General features: G+C 69.6%; 19 protein-coding genes. 6 read left to right on the top strand and 13 right to left on the bottom strand.

Going from position 1 to position 20,091, the window contains the following annotated elements:
* Positions 1-145: 145 nt before the first annotated feature.
* From ABD810_RS02895 to ABD810_RS02865, 7 genes are all read right to left on the bottom strand, one after another.
* On the bottom strand, positions 146-1,492 hold the full coding sequence (locus ABD810_RS02895) for an LLM class flavin-dependent oxidoreductase (protein WP_344933821.1): 1,347 nt from the start codon (positions 1,490-1,492) through the stop codon (positions 146-148).
* Positions 1,489-2,409: an ABC transporter permease gene (locus ABD810_RS02890; RefSeq protein ID WP_344933819.1), complete on the bottom strand. Its 921-nt coding sequence runs from the start codon at positions 2,407-2,409 to the stop codon at positions 1,489-1,491. The genes ABD810_RS02895 and ABD810_RS02890 overlap by 4 nt, the downstream gene beginning before the upstream one ends.
* The gene (locus ABD810_RS02885; protein WP_344933817.1) at positions 2,402-3,256 is read right to left on the bottom strand and encodes an ABC transporter ATP-binding protein; all 855 of its coding nucleotides are present in this window, start codon (positions 3,254-3,256) and stop codon (positions 2,402-2,404) included. The genes ABD810_RS02890 and ABD810_RS02885 overlap by 8 nt, the downstream gene beginning before the upstream one ends.
* Positions 3,253-4,272: an ABC transporter substrate-binding protein gene (locus tag ABD810_RS02880; RefSeq protein WP_344933815.1), complete on the bottom strand. Its 1,020-nt coding sequence runs from the start codon at positions 4,270-4,272 to the stop codon at positions 3,253-3,255. Before ABD810_RS02880 ends, ABD810_RS02885 begins: the two co-directional genes overlap by 4 nt.
* A gap of 441 nt (positions 4,273-4,713) precedes the next feature.
* Entirely contained in the window at positions 4,714-5,490 is a 777-nt protein-coding gene (locus ABD810_RS02875) for an ABC transporter permease (RefSeq protein ID WP_344933813.1), read from the bottom strand.
* Positions 5,487-7,061 carry an ABC transporter permease subunit gene (locus ABD810_RS02870; RefSeq protein ID WP_344933811.1) on the bottom strand — a complete coding sequence of 525 codons (1,575 nt, stop codon included), beginning with the start codon at positions 7,059-7,061 and terminating at the stop codon, positions 5,487-5,489. The genes ABD810_RS02875 and ABD810_RS02870 overlap by 4 nt, the downstream gene beginning before the upstream one ends.
* Positions 7,058-8,005 (bottom strand): ATP-binding cassette domain-containing protein, encoded by a 948-nt coding sequence (locus ABD810_RS02865; RefSeq protein WP_344933809.1) that lies wholly within the window; start codon positions 8,003-8,005, stop codon positions 7,058-7,060. The genes ABD810_RS02870 and ABD810_RS02865 overlap by 4 nt, the downstream gene beginning before the upstream one ends.
* A gap of 135 nt (positions 8,006-8,140) precedes the next feature.
* Between ABD810_RS02865 and ABD810_RS02860 the strand changes: the two genes are divergently transcribed.
* Both ABD810_RS02860 and ABD810_RS02855 read left to right on the top strand, forming a co-directional pair.
* Complete coding sequence (locus ABD810_RS02860) at positions 8,141-9,424, top strand: sensor histidine kinase (RefSeq protein ID WP_344933807.1); 1,284 nt, start codon at positions 8,141-8,143, stop codon at positions 9,422-9,424.
* Positions 9,421-10,113, top strand: coding sequence for a response regulator (locus ABD810_RS02855; protein WP_344933804.1), 693 nt, complete (start codon positions 9,421-9,423; stop codon positions 10,111-10,113). Before ABD810_RS02860 ends, ABD810_RS02855 begins: the two co-directional genes overlap by 4 nt.
* Positions 10,114-10,180: 67 nt before the next feature.
* On the opposite strand, the gene ABD810_RS02850 is transcribed toward ABD810_RS02855, so the two are convergent.
* From ABD810_RS02850 to ABD810_RS02835, 4 genes are all read right to left on the bottom strand, one after another.
* Positions 10,181-12,364: a bifunctional polysaccharide deacetylase/glycosyltransferase family 2 protein gene (locus ABD810_RS02850; RefSeq protein WP_344933801.1), complete on the bottom strand. Its 2,184-nt coding sequence runs from the start codon at positions 12,362-12,364 to the stop codon at positions 10,181-10,183.
* Positions 12,361-12,795, bottom strand: a complete 435-nt coding sequence (locus ABD810_RS02845; RefSeq protein ID WP_344933799.1) for a hypothetical protein — start codon at positions 12,793-12,795, stop codon at positions 12,361-12,363. The genes ABD810_RS02850 and ABD810_RS02845 overlap by 4 nt, the downstream gene beginning before the upstream one ends.
* A 377-nt stretch (positions 12,796-13,172) precedes the next feature.
* Positions 13,173-13,811, bottom strand: coding sequence for a hypothetical protein (locus ABD810_RS02840; RefSeq protein ID WP_344933797.1), 639 nt, complete (start codon positions 13,809-13,811; stop codon positions 13,173-13,175).
* Between the two features lie 21 nt (positions 13,812-13,832).
* The gene (locus ABD810_RS02835) at positions 13,833-14,057 is read right to left on the bottom strand and encodes a hypothetical protein (RefSeq protein ID WP_344933795.1); all 225 of its coding nucleotides are present in this window, start codon (positions 14,055-14,057) and stop codon (positions 13,833-13,835) included.
* Between the two features lie 247 nt (positions 14,058-14,304).
* On the opposite strand from ABD810_RS02835, the gene ABD810_RS02830 reads away from it, so the two are divergent.
* Positions 14,305-14,499, top strand: coding sequence for a hypothetical protein (locus tag ABD810_RS02830; RefSeq protein ID WP_344933793.1), 195 nt, complete (start codon positions 14,305-14,307; stop codon positions 14,497-14,499).
* Between the two features lie 102 nt (positions 14,500-14,601).
* Here ABD810_RS02830 and ABD810_RS02825 read toward each other — a convergent pair whose 3' ends face one another.
* Entirely contained in the window at positions 14,602-15,225 is a 624-nt protein-coding gene (locus tag ABD810_RS02825) for an STAS domain-containing protein (protein WP_344933791.1), read from the bottom strand.
* Between the two features lie 199 nt (positions 15,226-15,424).
* Here ABD810_RS02825 and ABD810_RS02820 point away from each other — a divergent pair, with 199 nt between their 5' ends.
* The 3 genes from ABD810_RS02820 to ABD810_RS02810 all read left to right on the top strand — a co-directional run bounded on the left by ABD810_RS02820 (position 15,425) and on the right by ABD810_RS02810 (position 18,887).
* The gene (locus ABD810_RS02820; RefSeq protein WP_344933789.1) at positions 15,425-16,468 is read left to right on the top strand and encodes a chemotaxis protein CheB; all 1,044 of its coding nucleotides are present in this window, start codon (positions 15,425-15,427) and stop codon (positions 16,466-16,468) included.
* Positions 16,469-16,478: 10 nt separating this feature from the next.
* Positions 16,479-18,329, top strand: coding sequence for a CheR family methyltransferase (locus ABD810_RS02815; protein ID WP_344933787.1), 1,851 nt, complete (start codon positions 16,479-16,481; stop codon positions 18,327-18,329).
* 168 nt (positions 18,330-18,497) lie between these two features.
* Positions 18,498-18,887, top strand: a complete 390-nt coding sequence (locus ABD810_RS02810; protein WP_344933785.1) for an STAS domain-containing protein — start codon at positions 18,498-18,500, stop codon at positions 18,885-18,887.
* 4 nt (positions 18,888-18,891) lie between these two features.
* Here ABD810_RS02810 and ligD read toward each other — a convergent pair whose 3' ends face one another.
* Positions 18,892-19,842 (bottom strand): non-homologous end-joining DNA ligase, encoded by a 951-nt coding sequence (gene ligD / locus ABD810_RS02805; RefSeq protein ID WP_344933783.1) that lies wholly within the window; start codon positions 19,840-19,842, stop codon positions 18,892-18,894.
* Between the last annotated feature and the right edge of the window lie 249 nt (positions 19,843-20,091).

The raw sequence follows: 20,091 nt of genomic DNA, 5'->3' as shown, positions 1-20,091 counted from the left end.
ACCTCGCGCCACGCCCCGGCCGCCGGAAGGCGGCCGGGGCGTCAACGGTTTCCCGGTCAGACGTACGATCGAGCGGCGTGTCGGTCATGCATGCGCCGTCCCCACGGTGACGAGGCTCATGAGGCCAGGACCTCGTGGACGGGGTTCATGAGGCCACCACCACGTCGAGCTCCTCGCTCGCCGGCAGGTCGTGGCGGGAGGCGGGTCTGGCGAGGCCGTAGTTCTCGCGTAGCGTGCGGCCCTCGTACTCGGTCCGGAACAGGCCCCTGAGCTGCAGTTCCGGCACGACGTGGTCGACGAAGTGCTCCAGGCCGCCGGGCAGGACCGGCGGCATGATGTTGAACCCGTCAGCGGCGCCGTTGAGGAACCACTCCTGGAGCTGGTCGGCGATCTGCTCGGGTGTTCCGGCGACCACCCGGTGGCCGCGGCCTCCTGCCAGGCGGCCGAGGAGCCCCCGCACGGTCAGGCCCTCGCGTCTGGCGAGGTCGACGACGAGCTTGCGACGGCTCTGCGCCCCTTCGGTCTCGACGGGAATGTCGGGCAGCGGCTGGTCGAGCGCGCTCTCCGGCAGCTCGACGCCGATCATGTGAGAGAGCTGGGCCAGGCCGTAGGCGGGGATGATGAGATCCTCCAGCTCCTTCTCCAGGCGCAGCGCCTCCCGCTCGGTGGAGCCGATGATCGGCGAGATGCCCGGCAGCACGAGCAGCTCGTCGTGCCGCCTGCCATACCTGGCGAGGCGGCTCTTGAGATCGGCGTAGAAGTCCTGACCTTCCCCCAGTGTCTGCTGGGCGGTGAAGACGGCCTCGGCGTGGCGGGCGGCGAACTCCTTGCCGTCCTCGGAGGATCCGGCCTGGACCAACAGGGGGTGGCCCTGCGGGGGGCGGGAGGTGTTGAGCGGGCCCCGGACCTGAAAATGCTCGCCCGAGTGCTCGAGGGGGTGGATCTTGCCGGTGTCGGCGTAGACGCCGCTCGCGCGGTCCCTCAGGATCGCGTCGTCCTCCCAGCTGTCCCAGAGCCTGGTGACGACGTCCAGGAACTCGTCCGCCCTGGCATAGCGAGTGGCGTGCGGCGGGCGCTCGATGCCGAAGTTGTGCGCCTCCGCCTCGCCGGCCGAGGTGACGATGTTCCAGCCGGCCCGTCCGCCGCTGATGTGGTCGAGGGAGGCGAACTTGCGGGCCACGTGGTACGGCTCGTTGTAGGTGGTGGAGACGGTCGCGATCAGGCCGACGTGGTCGGTCACCACGGCCAGCGCGGACAGCAGCGTCAGTGGTTCGAGCCCGCCCAGCGCGTTGTGCCGGACGTTGCCCCACAGGGCGAGACCGTCGGCGAGGAAGACCGAGTCGAGCTTGCCTCGCTCGGCGATCCGGGCCAGTTGCTGGTAGTGCCGCACGTCGGTCAGCCGGGAAGGGTCGGTGCGCGGGTGGCGCCAGGCGGCCTCGTGGTGGCCCACGCCCATGAGGAAGGCGTTCAGATGCAGCTTGCGAGTGGTCATGAGGTCCTCCAGGTGGAGAATCGACGCTCCACAGTGACCAGGAGCTGGTTGAACAACAGGCCGATGGCGGAGATCGTGATGATTCCGGCGTACATGTCGTGGATGCGGAAGCTCGACTGCGAGGCCTGGATCAGGTAGCCGAGCCCGGCCTTGGCGCCGACCATCTCGGCGAACAGCAGGACGAGGATGGAGTAGGCCCCGGCCAGCCGGACACCGGTGAAGATGGTCGGCACGGCCGCGGGCAGGATCACCTTCTGGAAGAGCCTGGCCGGGCCCAGTCCCATCGACCTGGCCGACTTGATCAGCAGCGGCTCCACGGTCTTCACCCCGCTGATCGTGTTGAGCAGGATGGGCCAGGAGCAGGCATACAGGACAAAGGTGATCTTCGTGGCCTCGCCGATGCCGAGGATCAGCGTGAACACCGGCAGCAACGCCACGGCGGAGGTGTTGCGGAACAGTTCGAGAACGGGGCTGAGGAAGTCGGCGATGGGCTTGTACCAGCCGATCGCCAGTCCCAGCGGGATCGCCAGTACGATGGCCAGCGCGAATCCGGCCAAGGAGCGGATCAGCGAGGCCTGGAAGTGCTCGGCGAGCTGACCGCCGGTGAGGAGCTCGTACCAGGCCACCAGGTCCTCCGACAGCGGAGGCACGAACACCCGGTCCACCACGCCGATCCTGGGCAGCGTCTCCCAGAGTGCCAGGAGCAGGAGGATCGCCGCCGACTTCCCCGCCACCCTCGACGCGCCGCGGGCCACCGCGCGCCAGAACCGTCGCCGGTGGACGGGCCCAACGGCCTCCTCCGGCTCGGCGTCGTCGTCGGGAAGGTCGTACCAGTGCTTGTCGCCGAGGAACAGGTCCTCGTCGTCATCCCTCTCCGGCGAGGGCGCGGCCGTACGGGTGACGCCTGGATCAGCCAACGGAGTTCGCCTCCTCTCGCTGGGCCGCGGCGACCTCGTCGCGCAGCAGGGTCCAGATGTGGTGGCGGTACTCGCCGAACCGGGCGTCGGCCCGCAGATCACCCTCGCGGGAGTCGAACTCGACGCTGATGATCTCCTTGATCCGGCCGGGCTTGGACGTCATGACGGCCACCCGCTGGCCGAGGTAGACGGCCTCGTCGATGCCATGGGTGATGAAGACGACCGTCTTACCGGTCTTCTCCCAGATGTGCAGCAGTTGCTCCTGGAGCGATTCCCGCGTCTGGGCGTCCAAGGCGGCGAACGGCTCGTCCATGAGCAGCACGTCGGGGTCGAAGGCGAGGCTGCGGGCGATGGCGACGCGCTGGCGCATGCCACCGGACAGCTCATGCGGGTAGCGATCCTCGAACCCGCTCAGCCCGACCAGATCGAGATAGTGCCGCGCCACCTCCGCCCGTTCCTTCTTCGGTACGGCGCCCCTCTTCCCGCTCCGCCGGGTCCCCAGCGCCTCAAGGCCGAACTCGACGTTGCCCGCGGCGGTGCGCCAGGGGAAGAGCGCGTACTGCTGGAAGACGATCCCTCGATCCAGCCCCGGACCGGTGACGGGTGTCCCGTCGATGACGATCTCCCCAGAGCTCGGGACCGACAGACCGGCGATCATGTCCAGCAACGTGGACTTCCCACAACCGCTGGGCCCGACGAGGGTCAGGAACTCCCCGCCGCGGATGTCGAGGTGGATCCGGTCCAGCGCGGTGAACGGCTGGTCGGCACCCCGGACCTGGAACACCTTGCTGACGCCGCGGATACCGATCTTCGTCCGGGTGACGGTCTGGCCCGGTGCGATGGTCATGACGTGTTCCCCTTCGCGTAGGGGTTGAACTCGTTGGTGTAGAGGTCTTGCACCCTGAGCCGTCCCGGCTTGAGCTCGCCCTCGCGCTCCAGCCAGTCGGTCCAGGTCGTGAACTCCTTGGCGGCGATCACCCCGCCCCGCCCTGCGATTCCCGCACTCTTCCAGAACGCCACCGCGGTCGCGTCCTCGCTGCGCCCGCGCTCGGCGATGATCTGCTGGAACCTGGCCACGACCTCCTTGGCGGAGTGCGTCTGGGTCCAGGCGACGGCCTTGGCGAAGGCCTGGACGAATGTCTTGGTGGTGGCGGGGTTCTTGGCGATGAAGTCCTCGCGCAGCACGATGGAGCCGGCGGTGAACGGGCCGAACAGGCCGACGTCGGTGAACAGCGGCCGCAGGCCACCGCGCTCCAGGGCCTTGTCCTTGAGGATCCCGCCGAGGGTGCCGACGTCCAACTGACCTTGACGCAGGGCCTGCTCGGTGTTGACGGGTGGGATGACGACGAGCTCGACCTGCTTGATCTCCTCGGGCGTCAGCCCTTCACGCTTGAGGTACTCCTTGATGACCGCCTCGTGGTGGGCGCCGAGCGTGTTGACGCCTACCTTCTTGCCGATGAGGTCGCGGGCGGTCCTGATCGGGCTGCCCTCGGTCACGTAGTAGCCGTTGAAGCTCTTCTCGTCGGACCCGTAGTAGCCGACGACCGCCTTGATCGGCGCTCCGGCCGCCTTCAGCTTGATGATGGCGCCGTTGAAGGCCCCGCCGAAGTCGGTCTGGCCGGTCGCGGCCGACTGGATGTCCTGCGGGCCGCTGGTGGTGTTGCCCACCCACTTGAGCTTGACGTCACCGAGGTAGCCGAGCGCCTCGGCCAGTTCGGGGAAGGTCACGGCGCCGACGCTGCCCTGGTAGCGCAGCTCGGTCACCTCCTGCCCACCGGATCCGGCCGAGCCTTCGGCCGAACCGCAGGCGGCCACCGTGGCCGCGAGCAGCACGGGCAGCAGGGCTTGTCTGAACTTGATCACAGATTGTCCTCACGGGGGAGGCATGCGCGCAAGACGTCTCGCCGCGAGCGGCATGCCGGGAAGGGTGCGCCGGAACCGCGTGGCTCCATCGGCCACGCGGGGAGCACGAAGGGCGAGCTGAAGTGGTACGCCTTCGTGACGGGGAACGGCTGCTACTGATCCGTGATCAACGACACTGTGCGCTGGCGACGTGACCGAAGTCGACATGCGGGCGCGTGGTCAGGTAAAGGCCCTGGCTCATAGGTGCGAATCTATGATCCCGCACGGGCTAAGTCAATATTTCCTACTGGTTTTACATGAAATACATCAAACTGGCAGCGAGTCTGGATTTCGACCGGTTCCCGCCCCTCGGACGCGAAACACCTTTCAGGGATCCGGGAAAGTTATCCACAGTATCCACAGACTCGTACACAGGTTCGAATGATGATCATAGGGCGCGGCTCACGCGTCGCGCAGCCGTAGCGACAGCCCACCGCCCAGGAGGGCCGCGGCGGCCCATGCGGCGAGCACACCGAGGCCCGCCCAGGGGGTGAGGGGCAGGGTGGCGAGATTCTTGGTGGCCTGGATGGCGAGCCCCGCGCTCATCGGCGAGATCCGCCACAGCAGCCGCTGCCAGTCCGGATCGGAGACCACGAGGCCCATGAGTGGAAGGAGATAGAGCAGGCCCAGCACCACCCCGATGGCCGCGGCGGAGTCCCGTACGGCGGTGGCGATGCCGAGGCTGAGCAGGGCGATCAGCGCGAGGTAGAGCACCGAGCCTGCGGCCGCACGGAGCGTCGGCCCGTCGGCCAGGGACGGCAACAGGTGCCCGTGCGCGGGGGTGAAGCCGTTGCCGGGCAGGACGAGCCGCCCGGCCAGCACGGACGCGAGCACCGCGATGGTCCCGGCGACCAGCGTCAGGCCGGCGAGGATGGCCGCCTTGGCGGCCAGGACGGTGGTCCGGCGCGGCATCGCCGCCAGGGTGGTGCGGATCATGCCGGTGCCGTACTCACCGCTGATCGTCGGCACGGCCAGGACGGCGACGATCGCCTGGCCCACCTGGACGCCGAAGAGGCTGAGCCTGACGGGGTCGTGGTCGCAGCCCGTCGGCGGGCAGGAGACGGCGCCCGCTGCCAGGGCGCTCACGGCGACGGTCAGCGTGACGAGCGCGAGCAGCAGCGGGCCGGTACCCCTCAGGGTGCGCAGCTTGGTCCACTCCGCGTGCAGTTCCCGCCTCACGCGTCCCTCCGGCGCACCCGGAAGACCGCCAGACCGAGGGCGAGCGCGGCGTACCCGCCCAGCACCGCCAGACCGGCCCACGGCGCCAGGGGGTAGTAGCCCGCCGCCGGCACGTAATGGCGGAGCACGTGGGCGTACTGAGGCATGGTCTGCTGGATCGCGAAGCCGGCGGCCGGGGTGAGCCGTAGCAGCCACTGCGCCGCACCGTCGGGCAGGACGGACGCGGTCGCGAGGATGAACGGAACGACGATCGTCACCATGGCGGTGATGACCGCCGCGACGCCGCGCCGGAACAGGGCACCGAGGGCGAGGGCGAAGACGGCGGTGAAGGCGAACAGCGCGGCTGTGCCGGCGATGACGCGCACTTCGGTGAGCCAGGACATCGGGAGGACGTGGTTGCCGTTGGCCACCAGGATCCGCCTGCCGAAAACGACCGTGACCGTGGCGGCGGCCAGTCCGGCGACGAAGACCACCGCGGCGATCACGACGGCCTTCGCCACCGGCATCCGGCCTCGCCGGGGGCCGGCGAGCAGGGTGGTCCGGATCAGGCCCCGGCGGTACTCCGCGGTGACGAACATCACCGCCACCACGATCACCACGATCAGCCCCGCCAGCGCGCCGGTGAGGAGCCGCTCGATCTGATGACCGTCCACGGACGGCGCCATGTCGCCGGAGCCGGTCACGGTGAACGTGCCTCCGGACTCCTCCAGCCCGGCCGGACGGTGGTAACGCTCCCAGTCGGTGTCTCCGGTGCGGCCCACCCCCTGCCGGCTCCACTCACCGGGGGACGTCGCCCCCCGCAGGCTGAGGTGGTCGAAGACGGCGGTGGCCTGGGTGAAGCGAACCTGCTCGATGCTCCCGCCCAGACTGCCCTGCTTCACCGTCAGATCGCCAGGAGAGGCGACGAAGAGCCCGACCTGCACGGTGGCCGGCAGCCCGGCCAGGCGAGCCGTGCCGACCTTGGTCCAGCGCGTGCCGTCGGCGGACTCGTAGCCGGTCAGCGTGTCGCCGGAGCGCGTCAGCCGCAGCCAGCGCGGGGACGCCGGGGAGACGACGCCCGGGCGACCGGCCGTGTCGTGGGTGAAGTTGTGCTGCATCCGCACCCCGTGGCGGGCGGTGGCCATCAGCGCCGCGTAGGCCGACCCCTCCCGGGTGCCGTCCTTGACGATGACCCCGGCCTTCGCCCACGGCACCAGGCCGGGGACGATCTCGTCGTGGTCGGGCGGGGGGTAGGTGATGATGCCGGTCATCGAGGTCAGACGGACGGTGATGTCGCCGTCTCCGGTCAGCGACCGGTGCACGAAGTAGAAGGTGTCATCCACCGCTTCGCCGTCCGGCCCCACTGGCGGAGTGGGGCAGGCGACCTCGATCGGACCGATGCCGCACGTGCTGCGACTGCCCGACGCGAAGAGCAGCCCGAGCAGCGCGACGACCAGCGCGGCGATCGTCGTAGTGATCACCCAGCCGCGGACCGTCCGGAACTTGGTCCACTCCGAGCGCAGCAGGTGGGCGAAGCGGTCGCGCCCGGGTGGCAGGGCCGACCGGTACGGGGTGCCGGTGGCGGTGGTCATCGTGCCGCCTCCTGTCCCGTGGCCCGCGGACCCGCGGCGGCGCGGAACTCGACCGCGTCCCGGGTGAGGTCCAGGTAGGCCTCCTCGAGTGTCGCGCGGTGGGCCGCCACCTCGGAGAACGGCACCGCCTTCTCGCTGAGCAGGGCCACGATCCGCTCCGCCGCCAGCCCCGACACGGTCAGCGTGTCGCGGTCGGTGGCGGCCACGGTCGCGCCGGCGTGCGCCAGCACCGTCATCGCCTCCGATCGCGCCGTGGTGCGCAACGTCACCTGATCGCTGGACGCCGTCGCGATCAGATCGGCCACGCTGGTGTCGGCGACGACCCGGCCACGGCCCACCACCACGAGATGGCCCGCGGCGTCCTGGAGTTCGCCCATCAGGTGGCTGGACACCAGGACGGCACGCCCCTCGGCGGCCAGCGACCGCAGGAAGCGGCGTATCCACACGATGCCCTCGGGATCCAGGCCGTTGAACGGCTCGTCGAGCATGAGGACCGGCGGGTCGCCGAGCAGCGCCGCGGCGATCCCGAGCCGCTGCCGCATGCCCAGGGAGTAGCCGCCCGCCTTCCGCCGGGCCGCGGATCCCAGCCCGGCCTGCTCGATCACCTCGTCCACCCGCTTGGCGCTCAGGCCCTGGGAGTGGGCCAGCCACAGCAGGTGGTCGCGTGCCGTGCGGCTCGGCTGCAGCGCGTTGGCGTCCAGCAGCGCCCCGACCTGGCTGAGCGGGTTCCGCAGGCTCTGGTACGGCCGGCCGCTCACCAACGCGCGGCCCTCGTCGGCCGCGTCCAGGCCGAGGATCACCCGCATCGTGGTGGACTTGCCCGCCCCGTTGGGGCCGACGAAGCCGGTGACCTGCCCAGGCATCACGGTGAAGGACATCCCGTCCAGGGCCATGATCTGGCCGAATCGCTTGCGCAGACCGGTGACTTCGATGGTCGCTTCCATGCCAGGCAGATTAGGCAGCGGCGGGACGCCCGGTCGTCACGCCGTGGAGCGATCTTCTCGATCGCTGGCACAAGGGACATCCCATCCCTCACGCGAGGGATGCCGGAACACGGGCCGACCGCGACAATTGCCTCTGTGGACAGAGCGCACGACCGGGGCGGCGGTTGGGCCGCCGGCCGGCGGCGCATCGCGGCGGTTCCCCATGCGCCCGTCGTCGCCGGCGTGGTGCTGGCGTTGCTCGCGCTCGCCGAGTCGATCGCCCAGGCTCGGGGCACGCCGGCGACGTATCCATTCGGGCATGTCGTCAGCGCGCCGGTGGGCGAGGCGATCGTTCATGCCGGGAACATGCCGCCGGCCGAGCGTACGGACGGCGCGCTCTTCTTGGTGGTGTTCGGACTGCTCGGCCTTGCCACCACGCTGCCCATCGCGCTCCTGTGGGCGCAGCCGGCCGCGGCCGCCGTGGTCGTCTCCGCGACCGGCTTGCTGTCGCTCGCGGCCTTCCAGACGCTGACCGTTGCGGGTGTGGGCGCACAACTGATCGCCGGGTACCGGCTCGGCCGTAACGGATCGCTGTCACTGGCCTTACTTCTCGCCGCCCCGTTCCCGTTGCTGGCGCTGGCCGACCCGGCTACCGGGGAGGTACGGATCCTCATCCTGCTGCTGGCCTGCTTCGCCCCGGCGGCGGCCTTGGCCGGGATCGCACGGCGGGCGCACTGCCAGGCAGTGGAGAACGCGGCCGCCCAGCAGGTCATCGCCGGCAGCCTGCTGGAGCACACCGCGCGCGGCGAACGCGCTCGCATCGCCCGTGAGCTGCACGATGTCGTCGCCCACCACATTTCCATGGTGTCCGTGCAGGCGGAGACGGCGCGGCTGGCCGTCCCCGGCATGCCGGCCGCGGGAGCGGAGCGGCTGTCGGCCATAGGCGACACCGCCCGCGCGGCGCTGACGGAGATGCGGCGGCTGCTCGGCGTGCTGCGTGAGGACGCGAAGACGGACGCGGCCGACAGGCAACCCCAGCCGGGCCTGCGCCTGCGGGAGCTCAACGAGCTGCTCGACGAGGCACGGGACGCGTCGGGAACCGGCACCCGGCTCATCCTGCGCGGTCGGCCGGTCACGCTCGACCCCGGCGTCGAGCTCGCGGCCTACCGCATCGTCCAGGAAGCCCTCACCAACGCCCGGCGGCACGCGCGGGGTGCCGCCGTCGACGTGGAACTGCACTACACCGGTGACGCCCTGCGGCTGCTCATCCGCGACAACGGCCCCGGCCCCTCCACAGCGATGCCCGTCGACGGTCATGGGGTGTCCGGCATGCGAGAACGCGCCGCGGCCGTCGGCGGCACGCTGCGCACCGGCCCCGCCACCGGCGGGGGCTTCCTCGTGGAGGCCCGCCTGCCGGGAAAGGACGAGACGGCCGGATGAGCGCTCAGTCCGCGCCGGTACGGGTCGTCGTCGTCGACGATCACCCGGTGGTACGCACCGGATTCGCCGAACTGCTCGGCACCCAACCGGACTTCACCGTCGTCGGAACCGCCTCAGACGGGGCCGAGGCCGTACGGATCTGCCGCGAGGTGTCCCCCGACGTCGTCCTCATGGACGTCCGCATGCCCGGCGTGGACGGCATCGAAGCCACCAGGCGGCTCGCCGGGTCCACGACCGCGGGACCGCGCGTCCTCATCTTGACCACCTTCGACCTGGACGAGTACGTCTACGACGCGCTCCGCGCCGGGGCCAGCGGATTCCTGCTCAAGGACGTCACCGCCGAACGGCTCTTCGACGCGGTGCGGGTCATCGCCGTCGGCGAAGCGCTCCTGGCCCCCGCGGTGACCCGCCGCCTCATCAGCGAGTTCGCCCTGCTGCGCCCCAAGCCGGACGCGTCCTCGACCGCCGCGCTCGCCGCGCTCACCCCTCGCGAGACGCAGGTCCTGCGGCTCATCGCCGAGGGTCTGTCCAATCCGGAGATCGCAGGCCGGTTGACGGTCACGGAGGAGACGGTGAAGACCCACGTCAGCCGCGTGCTGGGCAAGCTGGGGCTGCGTGACAGGACCCAGGCGGTCGTCACCGCGTACGAAACCGGCCTGGTGGTGCCGCGCTCTCGTGGGGCGGGATAGACCACGTCGATCCGTCGTCACCGCCGACGGCGTGGACCGAGACGGCCGGATGGGCGAGGTGCTGAGGTCACGGCCGCCGGGTGGCCGGGGTGGAGAAGGTTCCCTCTCTGCTGATCGTCTGCCAGCGGAGCCGGACCCCCAGCATGGCGGTGGCCACCGACTGGATCACGACAAGGTACATCAGCTGCCGGTAGACGAACTGCTGAAGAGGGAGCACCCACAACACCGAGGCGCGTTCCCGGTCGAGCCGCAGGGCGTACCAGCCGGTGAACGCCTGGACCAGCACGAATCCGGCCCACACCGCCACCACCGGCAGCGGGTCGTTGATGGCCAGGCTGTAGACCGCCATGATGTCCACGACCGGGGCGACCAGCGGCAGCACCACCTGGAACAGGGCCAGGTAACCCAGGCAACGACGGCCGAACCGCCCAGGCTCGACGACCGCGCGCCGGTGCTTCCACATCGCCTGGAGGGTGCCGTAACACCACCGGTAACGCTGCCGCCACAACTGCCGGAGGGACGTCGGCGCCTCGGTCCACGCCAGCGCGTTCTCCTCGTACACGATCCGCCATCCGGCCCGGCACATCGCCATGGTGAGGTCGGTGTCCTCGGCGAGCGTGTCGAGGCTGAGCCCCGAGACCGAGGCCAGCGCCGAACGACGGAAGGCGCCGATCGCCCCCGGCACCGTGGGCATGCAGCCGAGCAGGTCGAAGGCGCGGCGGTCCAGGTTGAAGCCGATGACGTACTCGATGTGCTGCCAGCGGCCGATCATTCCCCGCCGGTTGCCGACCTTGGTGTTGCCGCTCACCGCGCCCACCTGGGGGTCGCCCAGCGGCCGGACCAGATGGCCGATGGTCGCGGGCTCGAACACCGTGTCGCCGTCCACCATGATCAGGATGTCGTGGGAGGCGTGCATGATGCCGGTGTTCAACGCGGCGGGCTTGCCGCCGTTCGGCCGCTCGATCACTCGCACTCCGGGCGATCGGAGGCCGGACGCGATCGCGGCGGTGCCGTCGGTGGAGCCGTCGTCCACGACGATCACCTCGACGACGCCGGGGTAGTCGCTGGTCACCAGCGAGCGAACGGTGGCCTCGATGCCCACCGCCTCGTTGTAGGCCGGCACGATCACGCTCACCGGCGGGGGCGAGAGCCATGCCGGAGCCCTGCCCACGCGGCGCCTGCCGCCACGCACACGCTGCACGTGCATCCAGGCGAGGACGAGGAAGAACAGCAGCCGGGCCATCGTGAGCACCCCCGCCGCGACGAGCACCCAGGACATCGCCCCGGTGAACGCGGCCGACGCACGCTGCGCCAGCCCCAGCGCGGCGCCGATCAGGCGGTCACCCGGCCCGGCCGACGCGTACGCCGAGGGCATGCCGAGCGCCGCCGTCAGCGTGGTGACCCGGTAGTTCCGTTCGGACAGCAAGGTGAGCAACCGGTCGACGGCGGTGATCGTCTGGCCGCGATCGCCGCCGGAGTCGTGCATCATGATCACCGAACCCCGGCCCCGCCGGGGCGTCGCCGCGTGGAGTATCGGTCCGGCGCCGGGTCTGGACCAGTCCTTGGTGTCGATGTCGGTCAGCACCACCAGGTATCCCTCGCCGCCGAGGGCGCGCATCGCCCGCAGTTGCGGGGCCGTGACCGAGCCGGGCGTCGAGGAGTAGGGCGGGCGCATCAGCCGGGTGTGCCGGCCCGTGGCACCGGCCAGTACCTTCTGGGTGAGCGAGACCTCCAGCCGCAGCCGCCATTCCGGGATCGCCGACAGGTCGGGGTGCGCGTAGGTGTGGTTGCCGATCTCGTGTCCCTCGGCGACGATCCGCCGGGTGAGCTCGGGGTTCTCCGCGATCTTGGCTCCAACCGCGAAGAACGTCGCCTTGACTCCGTGCCGCTTCAGCACGTCCAGCAGTTGGGGCGTCCAGCGCGGGTCAGGGCCGTCGTCGAAGGTGAGCGCGACCGTACGGGCCGGAAGCCGGACGCTGCCGGGCTTGGACCCGGTCAGGTTGAGCACCGGGCCGCTCTGCCAGATCCGGCGGAGTTCCGCGGAAGGGGGCGCGGTCACGGGCGGGGCGGCATGGGTCTCGCCCTGCGCGCCTGTGACGTACCCCTCGAACACGAGGGCCCCTGACACCAGCACCATCAGAATCGCGACCAGGAACCAGTGGCCCCGGGGATCCGCACGCCGCCTCCGCCGCGTGGCCTCCTCGGCCGGCGGCGGCGGCATGACCGCGGTGTGGGTCGTCTGCCGGCTCACTTCTTGGGGCCAGGCGTTCTGTCGGCGACCTGTCCGGGGGGTTGCTTGGTCTTGCCAGGAGGCACAGGGCTGTCCGACGTCGGAGGCGTGCTGGTCGGCTCGTCGACCGGCGGCGGGGTGGTCGGGTCGGCGGTGGTGATGGTGGTGGGCATCGCCCGCGGCGTGCGGATGGGGGTGGGCTCCGGCGTGCGCCTGGGCGAGACGGTCGGCGCAGGGGTTCGGCGTGCCGTGACCGAAGGGGACGGCCGCTTTGGCCGGGGGGTCGCCGTCGGGGACACGGAGGTCAGAGACGAGGTGACGACGGGAACCGGCGGTTTGGGACCACCGCCGGGCCAGCCGATCACCGTGAGCGAAGTGCCCGTGAACGCTCCTGCGATCAGGACCCCCATGCAGGCGATCAGCAGCGTGCCGGAGAGAGCACCGACCACCATCAGGACTCGGCCACGGCGGCCACTCTGATCGACGAATACGGCGGTGTCCAGGGGGGACTGTGCATCACTCACAAGCGGGATCGTAGTGACGAATGTCCACTTCTGTGGCCACTGTGCCTACCTTGTCCTTCAACGGCCACGGGCTAGAGGCCGGGCGGCTCGTCCGGATCCTGGGAAAGCACCCGCCACCATGGCCGGGCTGTTCGACCTGTTAGGGCAGGCGACCTCCGCGCACGGTCTCACCTTGCGGCAGCGTGGCATCCACGGACCGGTGACGCGACCGCGCCGGCCCGGTCCGTGAGTCGCGGAGGCACCCACGGACCGGTGACGCGCCGGTACCGGCCCGTGGGTTCGCGGCCGGCTCCGGCCGGCGGTCATCAGGCGGAGTTGGTGATGAACTGATCGCGGCGCCACGCCAGCACTGCCTCGGCGTCGCGTGTCGAGGCCAGGTCGCCCTGTCGTGCCGCCCATGCGAGCAGACGGCCGGTGACCTCCCGATCGCCGAGCACGCGGACCAGGGCGCTCCACGCCTGCTCCACCAGGATTCCCCCCTCCCTATAGGCCTCCAGGAGAGCGTTGATCATGTTGTCCGGGTCGATGTCGTATTCGGGGTAGTGGGCGCGGTAGGCGCCGGCGTTGGCCTCGACCCAGGCGCGACCCCGCGCGTTCAGCCGCAGCCACCTGTCCCTCTGGTCGGCCGCCGACATCTCGACCCATGCGGCGCGATGGCTGGCCGGCAGGTGGAACAGGGCGCGCACGTCGGTCGTGATCAGCAGGTCGGACGCGTGGTACAGCCGCAGCAGCCCGGCCCAGGCCGCGGGACTGATCGCCCCGTAGGGCACCAGGGGGCGGCCCAGTGAGGTCACCAGGCGGTACGGGGGGCGCCCGCCGCCGGGGCAGTCCTCCGTGCTCCGGCCGGAGGCGTGGGTCTCATGAGCATGCGATGGGATCAGGCCCTCGGCCGTCAGCGGGTAGCGACCGCCGCACACGCGGCTGATTCCGTATCGGTCGGACATGGACATCGTTCCTCCAGGGCGTCAGGCGGCGGCCAAGCGCAGGCACAGACCGGCCACGGGCATGACGAGGCCGCTGATCAACGTGCGAGCGCGGATGGGGTGGCGGGACACGATGCCCGGCGGCGCCCCGTTGTTCAGGGGCCGCGAAGGATGGCCGAAAGGTGCGCCTCCGCGGATGCCGATCAGGTCCAGGCCATGGACGATCGCCCATCCGCTGTCGGGGCGAGCGGGTTCTAACAGAGACACGGCTTGCTCTCCATGCATGCGCCAACGGCGGCCGCGTCTCTGGACCGAGTTCAGCTTACGTGGCGCCGATGACCACTGCACCGGACCGGCCGGGGAGTCACCGGGCGAGGTTCCGGCCCGATCCGCCCCGCCACGCACGCCTTCCGATGAATTTTCTCCTCGTCACCTGCGACGGCGCTCCTTGGTGGCGGGCCGGGGTGAATGAACCCTGAAAGAGGGGGTAGGCGGGGCCCAACAGGGAGGACTCATGGCCAACAAATCGCGTTCCAACGAGTTACGGAAGCGTCACCTCACCGGTCACGGGCCCGCAGCGAACGCGGGGCGCTCCTCGTACGTCGACCCCCAGGTGCTCAAGACCGTGCATGGCAGCACGAACGGGCGGTGCGACGGCTCCAGCGGCGACACCCGTACGCCGACGGTACTTGCCATGGGCTGGTACTGACCGTTCCCCGCAAGACCAGGGGCAGCGGGGGGCGACCGCACGATCTTGGGCTGCCCGGGGTTCGTCGTCGCGCTTTATGGCACGGCGGACTGGAATTCCCCGTTACAGCAGCGCTCGCCGGGCGTCTTGGCGGACACGCAACGTGGCTCTCGCCACCACGAGTCTCTCCTGGATCTCCGCCATGGTCGCGTACGCGACCCCCACCCGCTCGTGCATGATCTTGAGATGGCTCTGAGCCTGCTCCCGTAACACTCGTGATCGCTCCAGCACCGGATGCGGCATCTCGGGCACCGCACGCGGAATTCCCCCGGGCTTGCGTCTCGGCAGGGGCCGTTCATGGTTCAAGCTTCGTATGACGGCGACATGCCGCGCCGGCCTCGGGGTGATGTCACGTTCCGGCCTCTCGGCCAGCATGATCACGGGGTACTCGGACAGCCCACCGGGCCAGATCAGGCCGAAGAACCTCCACAAAGCGGGCTGGACGATGACCACGAGGCCGCCACCCGCCGGTCGCATTCTCTCGTGGACGTTGTTGAGCACCCGCGCGCCGGCGACGTCACAGAACAGCAGCCGACGGCCTTCGATGAGGATGTGCGTACATCCCTGGTCGACGAGGGACAGCAGGAACCGGTCGACGACGCCGCTGGCGCCTGCATCCAAATCGCCAGAGATGTCCACAATGGCGGACGCGCGGCGACGCTGGAGCACCTTTACGGAGAGATCCATATTTGCCCCCACCCCCGTCTAGATTTCTCTACGCTAATCCTTCTAGCATCACGGGCATAGCCTGGGCGGCTGAAGTGGTGGAGTCACCCTCATGTGATTCAGCTGAACCGGTCACGAAAGCCGGCTCCGAACATTGACGATCGATTTATTATGTCGCCGTGTATCGCATGAGTCGACCGTTTGTGGATATGAGGGGGCTGTGGCAATCATTCCGGGCCGCGATCTGGTGGTCGTCGCAGCCTCGGCCGGTGGCGTGGAGTCGCTCCGCGCCCTGTTGGCCCGGCTACCGGGCGATCTCGGAGCCGCCGTCCTGGTCGTCCTGCACATCTCTCCCCACGGCGGCACCGCTCTGGCCGGCATCCTCGACCGCGCCGGACCGCTGCGCGCCGCCAACGCGCAGGACGGCGAGCCGCTGAAACACGGTCGCGTCTATGTCGCGCCTGCGGATCATCACCTGCTGGTGACCGGTGAGACGGTCAGGCTGTCCCGCGGCCCTCGCCACAACGGCCATCGCCCCGCCGCCGATCCGCTGTTCCAGAGCGCCGCCCTGGCCGGTGGACCGCGCACGATGGCCGTGGTGTGCAGCGGGACGCTCGACGACGGAGCCCAGGGATCCGCCGTGGTGGAGCGTCTCGGCGGGGCGGTGGCGGTACAGGACCCCGATGAGAGCGCCTTCGACGGCATGCCCCGGGCCGCGCTGGCCAAGACCGGGAAGCCGCACGTGGGCACCGTCGAGCAGATCGCCACGTGGATCCTGAGACAGAGCCGTACTCCTGTGGAGGTGACGGCGGGGGGCGGGCCGGCCGATCCCGAGCTCGAACGGCAGGTTTCCCTGTGGCTCTCGTCCACCGGCACCGGGGCCCCTCAGGGCCGGCTCAGCGAGTTCAGCTGTCCTGAGTGCAGCGGTCCCCTGTACGAGGCCGGGGACGGCGGCGGCGAGACCCGCTATGAATGCCTGATCGGGCATACCTGGTCACTGGAGGCCATGATCGACGGGCAGGGCGCGGCCGTCGAGCGGGCGCTCGGTATCGCCTCTCTCCGGCTGGAGCAGCGGATCCGCGTCATGGACCGCATGCTCATCTCCGCCGAGCAGCGAGGGCGGGCCAGTTCCGTGCGGTGGTTCCGCGAGCAGGGCGCCCTGGATCGCGAGGCTCTGAGAACTCTGCGGGAGCTGCAGGCCAAGATCGGTCAGAGCCTGTCGCCCGCCTGGGATGACGGTCACCGGGAACAGCTGGATAGGTAAGGTACTGGCCGTGGACCCTGGCACGGAACGCGATTTCCACGATCTTCTTCTCATGCTGAAGGAGACCCGGGGTTTCGACTTCACCGGTTACAAGCAGACGACGCTCATGCGCCGGATCAACCGGCGGCTGGAGACGCTGAAACTCAACGACTACGGCGAGTACCGCGACCACCTCGAGCTGGAGCCGGAGGAGTTCGGCAGGCTCTTCGACAGCCTGCTGATCAACGTGACCGGGTTCTTCCGCGACCCTGCGGCCTGGCAGGTGCTGCGTGAGACGGCGTTGACCTCGCTGCTGGAGTCCAAGGGAGCCGGTAACCCCATCCGTATCTGGAGCGCCGGATGCGCCACCGGGGAGGAGGCCTACAGCCTGGCGATGATCATGGCCGAAGAGCTGGGGATGGAGGAGTTCAGGCATCGCGTGAAGATTTACGCCACCGACCTGGACGAGAAGGCCCTCCAGATCGCCCGTACCGCCGTCTACGGCGAACGTCAACTCGCCGATGTCCCCGCCGACCTGCGTGAGCGGTACTTCGAGCCGGCCGGTGGCGGGATGGCGTTCCGGCGCGATCTGCGTCGCCAGCTGATCTTCGGTCGCAACGATCTGACCCGGGACGCGCCCATATCGCGGGTCGACCTGCTCCTCGCGCGCAACACCCTGATGTATTTCAACGCCGAGACCCAGCTCAGCGTCGTCCGGCGGCTGCACTTCGCCCTGGGCAACCCGGGCTACCTGTTCCTGGGCAAGGCCGAGATGCTGCTCAACCACAGCGAGAGGTTCGAGCCGGTCGACCTCAGGACCCGGCTCTTCCGCAAGATCGCGCCGGCTCCGGTCGGCGCGCGCCAGTCCTGGACATTCGACGCGGCGCAGGCCGAACCGGCGCGGCAGGCCTCACAGATCCAGATCGCCGCTCTGAATTGGGGACCGGTGGCGCAGATCGCGCTCGACCTGTCGGGAAACCTGGCGCTGGCCAACGCGCTGGCCGAAGCGCTGTTCAACATCCGGCCCCGAGACCTCGGACGTCCTTTCCAGGACCTGGAGGTCTCCTACCGTCCCGTCGAGCTGCGGTCGGTGATCCAGCAGGTGGAGCAGGACAAACGGGCAGCCGAGGTACGGGAGGTGACCTGGCAGCGGCACGGCGTCGCACAGCCCGACATCTACGACATATCCGTTGTTCCGCTGCAAGAGCCCGGGGGGGAACACGTGGGGGTGGCGATCACCTTTCACGACGTCACCCGCTACCGCAAGCTCCGAGACGACCTCGAACACGCCAACCAGGAACTGGAGCGCGCCTACGAGGAGCTCCAGTCGCTCAACGAGGAGATGGAGACCACCAACGAGGAGCTCCAGTCGACCAACGAGGAGCTCGAGACCACCAACGAGGAGCTGCAGTCCACCAACGAGGAGCTCGAGACGATGAACGAGGAGCTCCAGTGCAGCAACGACGAGCTGCAGCAGATCAACGACACCCTGAACTCGCGCAGCTTGGAGCTGAACCGCGCCAGCCTCTTCATCGCCTCGGTGGTGCGCTCACTCGGTGACGCGGTGGCCGTGATCGACGGTGAACTGCGCGTGCTGATGTGGAGCCCGGGTGCCGAGGAGCTGTGGGGTCTTCGTACCGAGGAGGTGACCGGCCGCCACCTGCCGGCCCTGGACATCGGCCTGCCGGTCGAGGCGATCACACCGGCCCTGCGCCGGATGTTCGACGGCGGTTCCTCCTCCCATGCCGAAGACACCGGCAAGCTCATCGTGGACGCGGTGAACAGACGGGGCCGCCCGGTCAAACTCGACATCGAGCTCTCCGTCCTGCACGGGGAGGACTCCTCCATCCAGGGCCTCATCCTGGTCATGACCCTGCTGTGACAATGCCCGGGAGCCACGACCCGCGGTGAGCGGCCGCGGAACGGTCCGGCCAGAGGCCGGGCGAGGGTGTGGCCATTGCAGGGTCTCGATTGCCCGGGTGGATGTACTTTGATTGATGACACAGGTCGCGGCCGCGCCCGGACGACTGTGTCCACGTGAGGGGGATCGATGGATGAGCAGTCCCGGGCTGGGCTTTCCTTCACCCTCGATCTCGGCGCTCCCGGCACATACGCCGTGGTCCACGTGCGCGGCGAGCTCGACTGGAACAGCGCACCGGTGCTGGTCACCATGGCCTGGCACCTGTGGGACTTCCTCGAAGACGGCTGCCTGGCGCTGGACCTGGCCCCCATGACCTTCTGCGACTCGATGGGCCTCGGCACGATGGTCACCGTTTACAAAGAGTGCGCGGTCCGCGGCGTGCGCTTCGTCCTGGTCGCTCCGCCGCCCTCGCTCCGCCGAACCCTGATGACCACGGGTCTGGGAACGTTCCTCCAGGTGTGCGACAGCCTGGGGGACGCGCTCGGCGAGCAGGTCATCACGTCCCCCCAAGGAGACTGATCCGTCAGCCGCGGCGAAGGCGGGCACGCCGTTTGCCCTCGTGCATGGCCTGCACGCGGGCGACCGGGATCGTGTGACCTTCCTCGATCAGGTCGGCGGGCAACCGCTGCGGCTCGGGCATGAGCGCGCTCCACGGATCGCCGTCGCCGATCAGCCGCGCCGCTGTGTGCACGGTGAAGTCCGTGGGTGCGACGCTGTCGAGATCGTCCCAGGCCAGGGGAAACGACACCGGAACCCCCGGCCGGACGCGTGGGCTGTAGGCCGCCACCACCGTCGCCCCGCCGGCCCGGGTCGAATCGAGGAACACCTTGCCGCCGCGGTCTTCCCGGATGAACGCCGTGGTGGCGAGCGCCGGGTCGATGCGCTCGGCCCGTGCGGCGACCGCGCGGGTGGCCGCGGCCACGTCCTCCATCGGCGCGTGGTCGTCGATCGGTACGAACACGTGCAGGCCTTTGGCGCCGCTGGTCTTGACCGCGCCCACCAGGCCATCGTCGGCCAGGGCCTGGCGGATCAGTTGGGCGGCGCGGACGGCCAGCGGGAACGCGTCCTCCACCGGAGGGTCGAGATCGAGGACGAGGTGGGTGGGGCGGTCGCGATGAGCCGCGAGGACCAGGGTCGGGTGATACTCCACCGCCCGCTGGTTGGCGAACCACAGCAAGGTGCGCCGGTCGTCACACAGGGCGTAGGACACCTCCCGCCGCGAGCTCTCGGCCCACAGCGGGACCCTCCGCACCCAGGAGGGGGTGTACTTGGGGATGTTCTTCTGCATGAACGGCGCCTGACCCGCGCGAACCCGGACCACCGACAGCGGCCGGTCGCGCAGCACGGGAATGATGCGGTCACGAACGGCGTCCAGGTAGTCCACCAGATCTCGCTTGGTCGCGTCCGCCCCGTCGAACAACGGCTGGTCGAGATTGGTCAGCGCCACCTCGTCTCGTACCTCATCATTGGTCATCAGCTCACGATGCCCACCTCGGAGCGCCAGGTCAACCGGCCGATGACCTGTTCTTCCCGCCGGTTCCTGCCAACGGCGCGCTCTGCTTATGCCGCCGCTGCCTCGGTAACCTGAAAATTACCGGTTATTCCTATTTATCCGATACGTCTCGTGGTGTAGCTACGCGTGAGCCGATTATGCGGTCGATATTCCGCGTGAACGGCGGTGGCCACATCACCGAAGCCGGCGGATAAATGGGCACAGCTAAGG

It is taken from the genome of Sphaerisporangium flaviroseum, assembly GCF_039537005.1.
Taxonomy (GTDB): Bacteria; Actinomycetota; Actinomycetes; order Streptosporangiales; family Streptosporangiaceae; genus Sphaerisporangium; species Sphaerisporangium flaviroseum.
Note: the sequence above shows the minus strand (reverse complement) of the source record. Positions and strands in the feature narration are given on the sequence as shown.

Coding starts and splice junctions, on each gene's coding strand:
- ABD810_RS02840 (WP_344933797.1), bottom strand. CDS start 13,811: ATGTCCGACCGATACGGAATCAGCCGCGTGTGCGGCGGTCGCTACCCG.
- ABD810_RS02825 (WP_344933791.1), bottom strand. CDS start 15,225: ATGGATCTCTCCGTAAAGGTGCTCCAGCGTCGCCGCGCGTCCGCCATT.
- ABD810_RS02855 (WP_344933804.1), top strand. CDS start 9,421: ATGAGCGCTCAGTCCGCGCCGGTACGGGTCGTCGTCGTCGACGATCAC.
- ABD810_RS02885 (WP_344933817.1), bottom strand. CDS start 3,256: ATGACCATCGCACCGGGCCAGACCGTCACCCGGACGAAGATCGGTATC.
- ligD (WP_344933783.1), bottom strand. CDS start 19,842: ATGACCAATGATGAGGTACGAGACGAGGTGGCGCTGACCAATCTCGAC.
- ABD810_RS02865 (WP_344933809.1), bottom strand. CDS start 8,005: ATGGAAGCGACCATCGAAGTCACCGGTCTGCGCAAGCGATTCGGCCAG.
- ABD810_RS02810 (WP_344933785.1), top strand. CDS start 18,498: ATGGATGAGCAGTCCCGGGCTGGGCTTTCCTTCACCCTCGATCTCGGC.
- ABD810_RS02845 (WP_344933799.1), bottom strand. CDS start 12,795: ATGGTGGTCGGTGCTCTCTCCGGCACGCTGCTGATCGCCTGCATGGGG.
- ABD810_RS02870 (WP_344933811.1), bottom strand. CDS start 7,061: ATGACCACCGCCACCGGCACCCCGTACCGGTCGGCCCTGCCACCCGGG.
- ABD810_RS02830 (WP_344933793.1), top strand. CDS start 14,305: ATGGCCAACAAATCGCGTTCCAACGAGTTACGGAAGCGTCACCTCACC.
- ABD810_RS02895 (WP_344933821.1), bottom strand. CDS start 1,492: ATGACCACTCGCAAGCTGCATCTGAACGCCTTCCTCATGGGCGTGGGC.